Origin of the sequence: Pseudomonas edaphica, assembly GCF_005863185.1 — a bacterium.
GTDB classification, from domain to species: Bacteria; Pseudomonadota; Gammaproteobacteria; order Pseudomonadales; family Pseudomonadaceae; genus Aquipseudomonas; species Aquipseudomonas edaphica.
The window spans coordinates 1-10,318 of record NZ_VBVZ01000184.1 but is presented as its reverse complement, the minus strand read 5'-3'; the positions used below and the strand labels follow the sequence as shown (position 1 = coordinate 10,318).

Annotated in this window: 13 protein-coding genes; all 13 read right to left on the bottom strand. The window is 59.1% G+C overall.

The annotated features are described in order from the left end of the window. Positions 1–226: 226 nt before the first annotated feature. Positions 227–430 (bottom strand): cold-shock protein, encoded by a 204-nt coding sequence (locus FEM54_RS14400; protein WP_099548885.1) that lies wholly within the window; start codon positions 428–430, stop codon positions 227–229. 383 nt (positions 431–813) lie between these two features. Beyond that, complete coding sequence (locus FEM54_RS14390; RefSeq protein ID WP_240792749.1) at positions 814–1,008, bottom strand: cold-shock protein; 195 nt, start codon at positions 1,006–1,008, stop codon at positions 814–816. A 239-nt stretch (positions 1,009–1,247) separates the two neighbouring features. Beyond that, positions 1,248–2,555: a type II toxin-antitoxin system HipA family toxin gene (locus FEM54_RS14385; RefSeq protein WP_138451539.1), complete on the bottom strand. Its 1,308-nt coding sequence runs from the start codon at positions 2,553–2,555 to the stop codon at positions 1,248–1,250. Beyond that, positions 2,552–2,848, bottom strand: coding sequence for a helix-turn-helix domain-containing protein (locus FEM54_RS14380; RefSeq protein ID WP_099548883.1), 297 nt, complete (start codon positions 2,846–2,848; stop codon positions 2,552–2,554). The genes FEM54_RS14385 and FEM54_RS14380 overlap by 4 nt, the downstream gene beginning before the upstream one ends. A 354-nt stretch (positions 2,849–3,202) precedes the next feature. After that, a complete protein-coding gene (gene flhB, locus FEM54_RS14375) occupies positions 3,203–4,339 on the bottom strand; it encodes a flagellar biosynthesis protein FlhB (RefSeq protein WP_056859763.1) in 1,137 nt (378 codons plus the stop codon). A gap of 3 nt (positions 4,340–4,342) precedes the next feature. Next, a complete protein-coding gene (fliR, locus tag FEM54_RS14370; protein WP_099548882.1) occupies positions 4,343–5,128 on the bottom strand; it encodes a flagellar biosynthetic protein FliR in 786 nt (261 codons plus the stop codon). Positions 5,129–5,131: 3 nt separating this feature from the next. Next, complete coding sequence (gene fliQ / locus FEM54_RS14365; RefSeq protein ID WP_003214552.1) at positions 5,132–5,401, bottom strand: flagellar biosynthesis protein FliQ; 270 nt, start codon at positions 5,399–5,401, stop codon at positions 5,132–5,134. Between the two features lie 4 nt (positions 5,402–5,405). After that, entirely contained in the window at positions 5,406–6,149 is a 744-nt protein-coding gene (gene fliP / locus FEM54_RS14360; protein WP_056859761.1) for a flagellar type III secretion system pore protein FliP, read from the bottom strand. Next, entirely contained in the window at positions 6,149–6,589 is a 441-nt protein-coding gene (gene fliO, locus FEM54_RS14355; protein WP_138451537.1) for a flagellar biosynthetic protein FliO, read from the bottom strand. Before fliO ends, fliP begins: the two co-directional genes overlap by 1 nt. A gap of 1 nt (position 6,590) precedes the next feature. After that, on the bottom strand, positions 6,591–7,058 hold the full coding sequence (gene fliN, locus FEM54_RS14350) for a flagellar motor switch protein FliN (protein WP_017134946.1): 468 nt from the start codon (positions 7,056–7,058) through the stop codon (positions 6,591–6,593). A 45-nt stretch (positions 7,059–7,103) separates the two neighbouring features. Continuing rightward, the gene (gene fliM, locus FEM54_RS14345) at positions 7,104–8,072 is read right to left on the bottom strand and encodes a flagellar motor switch protein FliM (RefSeq protein ID WP_010166091.1); all 969 of its coding nucleotides are present in this window, start codon (positions 8,070–8,072) and stop codon (positions 7,104–7,106) included. A gap of 9 nt (positions 8,073–8,081) precedes the next feature. Next, positions 8,082–8,585: a flagellar basal body-associated protein FliL gene (fliL, locus tag FEM54_RS14340; protein WP_017134945.1), complete on the bottom strand. Its 504-nt coding sequence runs from the start codon at positions 8,583–8,585 to the stop codon at positions 8,082–8,084. 222 nt (positions 8,586–8,807) lie between these two features. Then, positions 8,808–10,148 carry a flagellar hook-length control protein FliK gene (locus FEM54_RS14335; RefSeq protein WP_138451535.1) on the bottom strand — a complete coding sequence of 447 codons (1,341 nt, stop codon included), beginning with the start codon at positions 10,146–10,148 and terminating at the stop codon, positions 8,808–8,810. Positions 10,149–10,318: the final 170 nt, after the last annotated feature.

The window sequence follows — 10,318 nt, the reverse complement described above, 5'->3', positions numbered from 1 at the left end:
GGGTATTGCGCAGTTGATTGAGGTGGGACGGTTGTTGGCTGAGCGACTGCTGGATGACAGAGCGCCGTCACCAGAGGCAGAACCTGCCTGAATGATCGTGATGATCGTTCCCACGCGCAGCAAAGGAATGCAGCCAGGGACGCTCCGCGTCCCGACTTGAGCCTTGCGCAACGGTGACGCAGAGCGTCACAGGAGGCATTCCCACGCGGGAGCGTGGGAACGATCTTCATAAGGGTTGGATGTTGGACGCTTGCTTGCCTTTGGGCCCTGTCGTTACGTCATAGCTGACTTTTTGGTTCTCTTGCAGAGATTTGAACCCAGCACTCTGAATCGCTGAAAAATGCGCAAAAAGATCCTCGCTACCATCATCTGGAGTAATAAAACCGAACCCTTTTGTTTCGTTAAACCACTTCACAGTACCCGTCGCCATAACCCTTCTCCTGACATTGCGCGCAAAAAATCCCGCTAGATAAGCCTGATACAAAACGCAAACACACCCTTTGGCCGGTGAATCCTGGCGAACTGTACCCGCTGGCCTTCTCTCCACCGGGTACACGCTGAACTCAAGCGGTCCAAACACACCGGTTCATCATCGCCATCCAACGCAATCAGCCCTTCACCGGTCTTGCGGTTATAAACCTTGATCGTCCCCGTCACCGCTTCCATCACCCTTCCCCTGCATCTCGTTACTACTTGCGTACAGTGCCTGGCACCATCAAACCGCGAGAACGCAGAGCTGACTACTGTCAGAGTTGACAGGTAGACGGGGATTAACGACCAGTGGTAGTGATTGTTTGCTGAGCAGGCGGGGGGTTATTTTTTTCGTTTGCGGGATTTGCGCGCCTTGGGCGGCGCATCGATTTCGCTGCAGGGATTGCCCGTTGCCTGAACGGGTACTGCATTGCCTTCGCGGTCGCGGGCGACAAAACCAATGCCCTTGACGGCGTCAAACCACCTGACCGTAGCCCTGTCCATGACCGCTCTCCCGAGCCGCGCATGACGGCGCACCTCGCCGCTCTATGTAACAGTGAAGGCGGTGCAATGGATACTGTCAAAGTTGACAGGTAACGCTGAACTTTAGACAGATGGCAGCGCTGGTTGTTATGCCGCCAAGGGCTCCGCCCGCCGTGCCTGCCCCGCAGCCAGTCCGGCAAGTTCGGACAAGGGAGCAACCGAAGGGGTTGCCCAAGCAGGGTGCGGAGCTTCAAGGCTGGTGTTCAAACGTTCCGATTCTCATCTACGAGGTGTCAGCGCTTGGTAGGTCGTATCAGTTTGAAGTAGTCATGGTCTTGTTCCAGAACAGCTTTGTAACCGGCGCCTGCTTTGAGGGGAATCCTTACACTTTTGAAAATGTCATCCCATTGGGCAAATGCGGCTAGCGTTTGCTCAATGTAGTCGTTCGGCTTGAGGTACTTGTAGTCTGCGCACAGCTCCTGAATCAGCCTCCGGGCTGCCTTCCCTCGACCGTTATATGCCGTTGTGTGTTCACCCCGAGCCTCCGAGAAAGTCAGGTCGTATGCCGGCGCGAGCGTCCACCTTGCTTCGTCGCCAGGCTTCTCTGGCTCACGCCCGATGAACGCGAAGTTCTTGGTGTGATCGTCGTAGTTGTGAAACAGTGCATTGAAAACCATCACCCTGGCCATTTTTTCGACCTCTGCGGCACTACGCGTCAGCATGTTTGTGAGCTTCAGTAGCCCGCTGTAGTCCATGGATGGCAGTTTGTACGTAGCGTACATAAGCGCAGAAACCGTGATCATGTGAAGCTTTTTATCGCGCTGCCGGTCAAAGCGCTTTGTTGCGAAGAAGCCCTCGCGACTACCGTCATGCATGGTCATGTTCAGGACAGTCGACTCAGCCATTTCGACACCTGCGTCCCTGGCCATCAGGTAGTAAGCATACTCAATTGCGCCGGTTTCAACCGGCTCATCTGGTGCCCTGAATTTGACTATCCAGTGATCATAGCCCGGCAGAATTGGCCCAAAAGCGGACGTTGCATGCTGCCCATCAGGAGACATTGCGACAATCGCTTTAGGGCGGGCACCACCAGGCGATCCCCCTGCAAGCCTGAGCTTGGTAAGCACTGCCGAAGTGTCTCCTGACAGGACTTCCACGGAATTCTCGAAGAGCTCTGCAAGGTTAATTGTCCCCCTCAGCTCTCCTCTTTCCGCTTTTGGATGGTACTCAAACGCTCCCATGGCTCTGTCGCCCATGTAAGCGAGCCGATCCAGGGCAGTAACTGTGTAAGCAGTTCCCTCACCGAATGTGGCATTAAGGAATCTGTCCATCAGCAGCATGCCCCAGCCGTCTGGAAGAGAGTCCGCAAAGGGGCCGTGCAATCCTTCGAACAGTTCAGGAGCACGAGCAAGCTGGGGCTTGTCGTCAAACTTCATCGTGAACGGCGACAGGTTGAAGCCTGTAGCGAGCCATACCGGGTCGTAAGTGAAAAAAATCCCAACCCCCTCCTCCCTGTACAGATCACCGACTTTCACACCGCTTTTGGTGACCTCAAGGGATTCGAAACGCTTCAGCTTCGGATAATCCTGGCGCGGTTTCATTTAGAACCCCGTTTGCGCTTTGAGTTTTTCAGCTCTGTGAGGGAGTTCGGCTGCGAAGGTTTAAACAGAGTCGTTAGCGGAGTCAGCTCATCGAGCGCGGTGGCGAGCAGAATCATCGATTCGAGAGTAATAGAACCTGCAGTCTCGAACCGCTGGATCGACGACTCCGATACCCCTGAAAGCTCTGCCAAGGTCTTCCTCGTGAGGTTTTTCGATAGCCGTAGCTTTTTTGCATTTTTCCCCACATCGCGAGCGATCTCTGCGGGGGAGCTGAGCAAATGCATGAAGGACATGGCAGGCCTCGTTTAATTTTTCCTAATGGCTAAATCTGACTTATTAAGGGCATAAAATCAGCGTTATTAGTCAGTTTTGACCATTATAGCGCTATTGGCGTGCGCGAGGAAAAATCATATACCTTGCTAACAGTCAGATATGACTATTTATATGGAAAAATTCGCTTTAATAGGTCAGTTATGACTAATTATATCTTCCATGCGCACAACTCAAACTTTGGTTGTCCGTCAGGCTCTGTATCCATTGGGGTTTAGATCATGCGCCGAACGGCGCGCTGCAAGCTCGGCGCACGGGCAGGAAAAAACGCGAGGTCGGAGCCGGGCTTGCCTGCGATGGCGTCGGTGCAGGACGACTCAGGAATCGCGGCGCAGCTCCGGCGGAATCGGCAGGTCCTTGAGCGGGTCTGGCCGCTTGCCCTTGCCCGCGCGGTATTGGCGGATCTGGTACACGTAGGCCAACACCTGCGCCACGGCCAGGTACAGGCCAGCGGGGATCTCCTGGTCGAGGTCGGTGGAGTAGAAGATCGACCGCGCCAGCTCCGGCGATTCCAGCAGCAGAATGTCGTTGGCCACGGCGATTTCGCGGATCTTCAGCGCGGTAAAGTCGCTGCCCTTGGCCAGCAACATCGGCGCGCCGCCCTTCTCCGGGTCGTACTTGAGCGCCACGGCGTAGTGGGTCGGGTTGGTGATGACCACGTCGGCATCCGGCACTGCCGCCATCATCTTGCGCTGGGACATTTCGCGCTGCAGTTGGCGAATCCGCTGTTTGACCTCGGGGCGACCTTCCTGGTCCTTGTGCTCGTCACGCACTTCCTGCTTGGTCATCAGCAGTTTCTTGTGGCTTTCCCACAGCTGAATCGGCGCGTCCACGGCGGCGATGATGATCAGCCCGCAGGCCATCCACAGCGCACTCCAGCCCACCACCTGCACACTGTGAATAATTGCGGACTCCAGCGGCTCATGGGCGATGCGCAGCAAGTCGTCGATGTCGGAGGACAACACCGTCAACGCCACAAACAGGATCAGGATAAATTTCGCCAGCGCCTTGAGCAGTTCCACCAGCGCCTTGGTGGAAAACATACGCTTAAGCCCAGGCCCAGGGTTCATGCGGCTGAACTTGGGCGCCATGCTGCCGGCGGCAAACAGCCAGCCACCCAAGGAAACCGGCCCGATCAGCGCCGCCAGCAACAGGGTGATAAGCACCGGCTGCACCGCCAGAATCGCGATCTTGCCCGAGTGCAACAGGTACTGGCCCATGGCGCCGGGGCTCAGCAGCACTTCGCGCGGCAGCGAAAAGTTGAGCTTCATCAGCTCCATCAGGTCCAGCGCCAGGCCACCGCCGTAGATCAGCAGGCCCCCGGCACCGGCGAGCATCACCGCCAGGGTATTGAGTTCTTTGGAGCGGGCAATCTCGCCCTTTTCCCTGGAGTCCTTTTTACGTTTCTCCGTGGGGTCTTCTGTTTTGTCCTGGCCACTCTCGCTCTCGGCCATGTCTCAACGCGCCCGTGCCAGATCACGTAAAAACTGCAAGGCGTCGGTGGCCAGCGGTTGATACTGATTGAGAATGTCGGCCATGCCGATCCAGAAAATCCCCATGCCCAACACCAGGGTCAGCGGGAAACCAATCGAGAAAATGTTCAGCTGCGGCGCCGCGCGAGTCATCACGCCAAACGCGATGTTGACCACCAGCAGCGCAGTAATCGCCGGCAACACCAGCAACAACGAGGCGCCCAATACCCAACTCATGCGGCCGACCAATTCCCAGAAGTGATTGACCACCAGCCCCGAGCCCACCGGCAAGGTGGTGAAGCTTTCGGTCATGACCTCGAACACCACCAGATGGCCGTTCATCGCCAGGAAAATCAAGGTCACCAGCATGGTCAGGAACTGCCCGATCACTGCCACCGACACGCCGTTGGTAGGGTCGACCATGGACGCGAAGCCCATGCCCATCTGGATCGAGATGATTTGCCCGGCGATTACAAAGGCCTGGAAGAACAACGTCAGCGAGAAGCCCATCAGCGCGCCGATCAATATCTGCTCGGCAATCAGCAACAACGCACTGAGGTCCAGGGCATTCACCGGCGGCATCGGCGGCAAGCCGGGCACGATGACGATGGTAATGGCGAAGGCAAAATACAGGCGGATGCGCCTCGGCACCAAGGTAGTCCCGAACACCGGCATGGTCATCAGCACTGCCGTGACGCGAAACATCGGCAAAATGAAAGACGCCACCCAGGTGCTGATCTGGGTGTCGGTCAAGGCCAGCACAGATTGCATCGGTCAGCCGATCAACTGCGGAATACTGCCGTACAGCTGCAGGATGTATTCCATAAAGGTTTGCACCAGCCACGGGCCGGCGACGATCAGGGTGATCAGCATCACCAGCAAACGCGGGAGGAAGCTCAAGGTCTGTTCGTTGATCTGGGTCGCGGCCTGGAACATCGCCACCAGCAGGCCCACCAACAGGCTCGGCACCACCAGCACGGCGACCATCATGGTGGTCAGCCACAGCGCTTCACGGAACAGGTCGACCGCTACTTCTGGCGTCATGTCACTACACCCCGCCGAAACTGCTGGCCAGGGTGCCGATAATCAGCGCCCAGCCGTCCACCAGTACAAACAGCATGATCTTGAACGGCAGCGAGATAATCAGCGGCGACAGCATCATCATCCCCATCGCCATCAGCACGCTCGCCACCACCAGGTCGATGATCAGGAACGGGATAAAGATCATGAAGCCGATCTGGAACGCGGTTTTCAATTCGGACGTGACGAAGGCCGGCACCAGAATGGTCAGCGGCGCCTGATCCGGCGTGGCAATGTCGGTGCGCTTGGACAAGCGCATAAACAGCTCCAGGTCGCTGGAACGGGTTTGCGAGAGCATGAAGTCCTTGATCGGACCCTGGGCCTTGTCGATCGCGTCCTGAGCCGAGAGTTTCTCCGCCAGATAGGGCTGCAAGGCTTGCTGGTTCACCTTGTCGAACACCGGCGCCATGATGAACAAGGTCAAAAACAGCGCCATGCCGGTAAGGATCTGGTTCGACGGCGTCTGCTGCAGGCCCAGGGCCTGACGCAGAATCGAGAACACGATGATGATCCGCGTAAAGCTGGTCATCAGCATGACAAACGCCGGGATAAAACTCAGCGCGGTCATGATCAGCAAAATCTGCAGGCTGACCGAGTATTCCTGCGCGCCGGCCGCGTTGGTGCCCAGGGTGATCGCCGGGATCGACAACGGGTCGGCTGCCAACGCCAGCGGCGCGGCCAGCAACAGCATGAGCGTCAATAAAACGCGCATTACTTCTTATCCTTCTGATCCTTGCCCAGCAACTCCATCAGGCGCTGGGCGAATTCCGGCGTGGCGGTCTCGGTCCTGGTTGCTTCCACCGGCGTCTTGAGTACGTGCAACGGGGTGATGCGGCCGGGCGTGATACCCAGCAGGATTTGCTCTTCGCCCACCTGCACCAGCACCAGCCGATCACGCGGGCCGAGGGCGCGCGAGCCGATCATCTCGATCACCTGGGCATTGCCCGGCCCGATGCGCTGCACGCGGCGCATCAGCCAGGCGAGCACGAAGATCAGACCGACTACCAGCAACAACCCAAGCACCAGCTGGGTCAACTGGCCGCCGATACCACCGCTGACCACAGGTGCCGCAGCCGCCACTTGGGCGACCGGCTCAGCCGCCAGGGAGCTCAATGGCAGCGCCAGAAACAGTCCCGCCATCGAATACTTCATCTCAGCGCAACTTCTTGATGCGTTCGCTTGGGCTGATCACGTCCGTCAGGCGGATGCCGAACTTCTCGTTGACCACCACCACCTCGCCATGGGCGATCAGGGTGCCGTTGACCAGCACGTCCAGCGGCTCACCGGCCAGGCGGTCGAGCTCGATCACCGAACCCTGGTTGAGTTGCAGCAGGTTGCGGATGTTGATTTCGGTGCTGCCGACTTCCATGGAGATCGACACCGGAATGTCGAGAATCACATCCAGGTTCGGGCCGTCGAGGGTCACCGGGTCGTTGTTTTTCGGCACGCTGCCGAATTCTTCCATCGGCAGGCGTTTGCCGGCCGGCGCCATGGCGGCGTCGGCGGCCAGCAGCGCGTCGATGTCGTCCTGGCCGACATCGCCGGTTTCTTCCAGGGCCGCAGCCCATTCGTCAGCCAGGGCCTGGTCTTCGGCGGAAGTGTTTTCGTGTTCGGTAGCCATTACATGTCCTCGGCGCAGCAAAAATTCATCGATAGAAGGGGCAGATCAGCGACGGTTGATCGGTTCGATCACTTGCAACGCCAGGTTGCCCTTGTGGGAACCGAGCTTGACCTTGAACGACGGCACGCCATTGGCGCGCATGATCAGCTCTTCCGGCAACTCCACGGGGATCACGTCCCCCGGTTGCATGTGCAAAATATCGCGCAAACGCAGCTGGCGACGGGCCACAGTGGCGCTCAAAGGCACGTCGACGTCCAGCAGGTCTTCGCGCAGGGCCTTGACCCAGCGTTCGTCCTGGTCGTCGAGGTCGGACTGGAAACCGGCGTCGAGCATTTCGCGCACCGGCTCGATCATCGAGTACGGCATGGTCACGTGCAGGTCGCCGCCACCGCCATCAAGCTCGATGTGGAAGGTGGAGACCACAATGGCTTCGCTGGGGCCGACGATGTTGGCCATGGCCGGGTTCACTTCCGAGTTGATGTACTCGAAATTGACTTCCATGATCGCCTGCCAGGCTTCCTTCAAGTCGATGAAGGCTTGCTCCAGCACCATGCGCACCACACGCAATTCGGTAGGGGTGAATTCACGCCCTTCGATCTTGGCGTGGCGGCCGTCGCCGCCGAAGAAGTTGTCCACCAGCTTGAACACCAGCTTGGCGTCGAGGATGAACAGCGCGGTACCGCGCAACGGTTTGATCTTGACCAGGTTGAGGCTGGTGGGCACATACAGCGAATGCACGTACTCGCCGAACTTCATCACCTGCACGCCGCCTACCGCTACGTCTGCCGAGCGGCGCAGCATGTTGAACATGCTGATACGGGTGTAACGGGCGAAACGCTCATTGATCATCTCCAGGGTCGGCATGCGCCCACGGACGATGCGATCCTGGCTGGTGAGGTCATAACTTTTGACGCTGCCGGGTTCGGCAGCCATTTCGGTCTGTACCAGACCATCGTCGACGCCATGCAACAGCGCGTCGATTTCATCCTGGGACAGCAGGTCTTGCACGGCCATGTCGTGATCCTACTGCAATACGAAGTTAGTGAAGAGCGCCTGCTCGACCACGACTTTGCCGAGCTCTTTCTGGGCCACTTCCTGCACGCTGGCAGTGACCTTCTGGCGCAGCATTTCCTGGCCGACCGGGGTGGCCAGGCTGTCGAAGCTCTGCCCGGAGAACAGCATCACCAGGTTGTTGCGGATCACCGGCATATGCACTTTAAGCGCATCCAGGTCCGCCTGGTTACGCGCCAGCAAGGTGATGCTCACCTGCAGGTAGCGTTGGCGACCGTTCTGATTGTAGTTGGCGACAAAGGCCGGCAGCATCGGCTCGAAGATTGCCGGTTGCTTGACGTTAGTGGCGGTTTCGGCGGCGGGAGCCGGTTTGCTCGCGCTGCTGTGCATGATGTACCACGTGCCGCCAATCGAGGCGCCAATGGCCAGGAGCAGGCCCAGCACAATCAGCAGGATCAGCTTGAGCTTGCCTTTGCCTGCGGGTGGGGTTGCTGCTGCGTCGTCACTCTTCGCCATGCCAATAATCCGTCACTATTCGGGGATTCATAGATCTACGGGAAGGCAAGAGCAAGTGTTATGCCAGAGTTGTCTGACTAACCGGGGAACGGCGAACACCCAAAATCAAATGTGGGAGCTGGCTTGCCTGCGATAGCGGTGGATCAGCTCACATCTCTGTGCCTGATACAGCGCCATCGCAGGCAAGCCAGCTCCCACATTGACCGCGCTTTTTGGCTCAAGTCAGGCGTAGTAATCGACGGCGCTGGAGCCGATCACGGTCTGGCTTACCGGCGCGACAGCCGCAGCCACTTCAGCAGCGTCACCCGCATCGCCGCCATCACCACGCCCACCACTGCCGCTTATGCCGCGGGCCTGATTCTGCTGCTGTTGCTCCTGGCCCTGACCCTGCCAGCCACGGGACTGGTCGGACACATTGACATCCACCTGCCCCATGCCTTGCTGGGCAAACATCTCGCGCAAACGGCCGGACTGGCTTTCCAGCGCTTCACGTACCACGGCGTGGCCGCTCATGAAGTTGACCTGGGCTTGCTGGTCGGCGGTCATATTGACCTTGATATCCAGGCGCCCCAGTTCAGCCGGCTGCAACTGAATCTCCGCCGACTTGAGGTTGGCGCTGGACAGGTACATCACGCGGTTGACCACCTCTTCGGTCCAGCCGCTCTGGTGCATGGCCAATGGCGCATTGGCCACGGGCGGCAAGGCGTTCGCGGTTTTCGGCGTGGCAGCCTGGGTCAGCGCGGCCAGGCGGTTGGCGAAATCATCCACCCGCGTGTCGCTGCCGGCGTCTTTCAAATCCTTGAGGCCACATTCGATCAGCCCACTGAAGGCCTTGTCGCCGCCCTGGTCAGTGCTGTCTTTGGTGGCTTGCTGGTCGACCATGTTGGCAAGACCTGCGGCAAAGTTCTGCGCGGCGGTTGGCTGGTCCTGAGTGGTGGTCGGCGCGGCTTTCTGTGGCGTCTGGCTGCTGGCCGACACATGGCCGCCCTGCTCCATGGCCAAGCGCACGGCCGGCATCGAATCCAGCGGATCGGCTTCGGGGTCGAAGGCCGGTTGCTTGGCGTCATCGGTGGCTGCGAGCGGTGCCGCGACCACCGGCTGGGCCGTGTCGTCATGAGTGGCTACCGGCGCGGGCGCTGGCACCGGAACAGGCACCGGCGCAACAACGGCGACCAATGCCGGGTCGACCACTGGATCAGCCGGGGGCTGCTGCGCCACGGCCGGGTCGGCGGGCTTGTCGTCATCACTGCTGGCGCTGTCGTCAGCCTTGGCCGGCTTGGCAGGCAAGGGATTGCCGCTATCGGCAACCGCTGGCGTGCTGGCGGCAGGCTTGTCGTTGTTGGCGACCGGCTTGGTGTTGGTGTCCGAAGGCTTGTCACGTGAGATTTTGACCGGAGTGTCATCGGTCTTCAGCGTGGGCTTGGGGCTTTGGTTGGCAAACACTTGAGCGAAACCAGGGCCCTTGTCCCGTGGGTCCGCGGCCGCTACAGGCGGTGTGGCGGCCGGCGCTTGAGGCTTGGCCGCAGCGGCAGCCTGAAGGAGCGAATTGGGGGCGACTGGCATAAGTAAAGGTCTCCACTGCACTGGGGGTCGGGGATGCAGTATTGGGAGGTAGAGCAAGAGTCGGGCCAGGTTTGGTTTTTTGACGGTAGATCCACTGTGCTCTGTGGGAGCTGGCTTGCCTGCGATGCAGACACCTCGGTGTATCAGGCAAAACCAGTCGATGCCATCGC

What these genes read in the sequence shown, in the direction of transcription:
- FEM54_RS14400 (WP_099548885.1), bottom strand. Translation starts at nt 430, where the DNA reads ATGGCGACGGGTACTGTGAAGTGGTTTAACGAAACAAAAGGGTTCGGT.
- FEM54_RS14385 (WP_138451539.1), bottom strand. Translation starts at nt 2,555, where the DNA reads ATGAAACCGCGCCAGGATTATCCGAAGCTGAAGCGTTTCGAATCCCTT.
- FEM54_RS14380 (WP_099548883.1), bottom strand. Translation starts at nt 2,848, where the DNA reads ATGTCCTTCATGCATTTGCTCAGCTCCCCCGCAGAGATCGCTCGCGAT.
- flhB (WP_056859763.1), bottom strand. Translation starts at nt 4,339, where the DNA reads ATGGCCGAGAGCGAGAGTGGCCAGGACAAAACAGAAGACCCCACGGAG.
- fliR (WP_099548882.1), bottom strand. Translation starts at nt 5,128, where the DNA reads ATGCAATCTGTGCTGGCCTTGACCGACACCCAGATCAGCACCTGGGTG.
- fliQ (WP_003214552.1), bottom strand. Translation starts at nt 5,401, where the DNA reads ATGACGCCAGAAGTAGCGGTCGACCTGTTCCGTGAAGCGCTGTGGCTG.
- fliP (WP_056859761.1), bottom strand. Translation starts at nt 6,149, where the DNA reads ATGCGCGTTTTATTGACGCTCATGCTGTTGCTGGCCGCGCCGCTGGCG.
- fliO (WP_138451537.1), bottom strand. Translation starts at nt 6,589, where the DNA reads ATGAAGTATTCGATGGCGGGACTGTTTCTGGCGCTGCCATTGAGCTCC.
- fliN (WP_017134946.1), bottom strand. Translation starts at nt 7,058, where the DNA reads ATGGCTACCGAACACGAAAACACTTCCGCCGAAGACCAGGCCCTGGCT.
- fliM (WP_010166091.1), bottom strand. Translation starts at nt 8,072, where the DNA reads ATGGCCGTGCAAGACCTGCTGTCCCAGGATGAAATCGACGCGCTGTTG.
- fliL (WP_017134945.1), bottom strand. Translation starts at nt 8,585, where the DNA reads ATGGCGAAGAGTGACGACGCAGCAGCAACCCCACCCGCAGGCAAAGGC.
- FEM54_RS14335 (WP_138451535.1), bottom strand. Translation starts at nt 10,148, where the DNA reads ATGCCAGTCGCCCCCAATTCGCTCCTTCAGGCTGCCGCTGCGGCCAAG.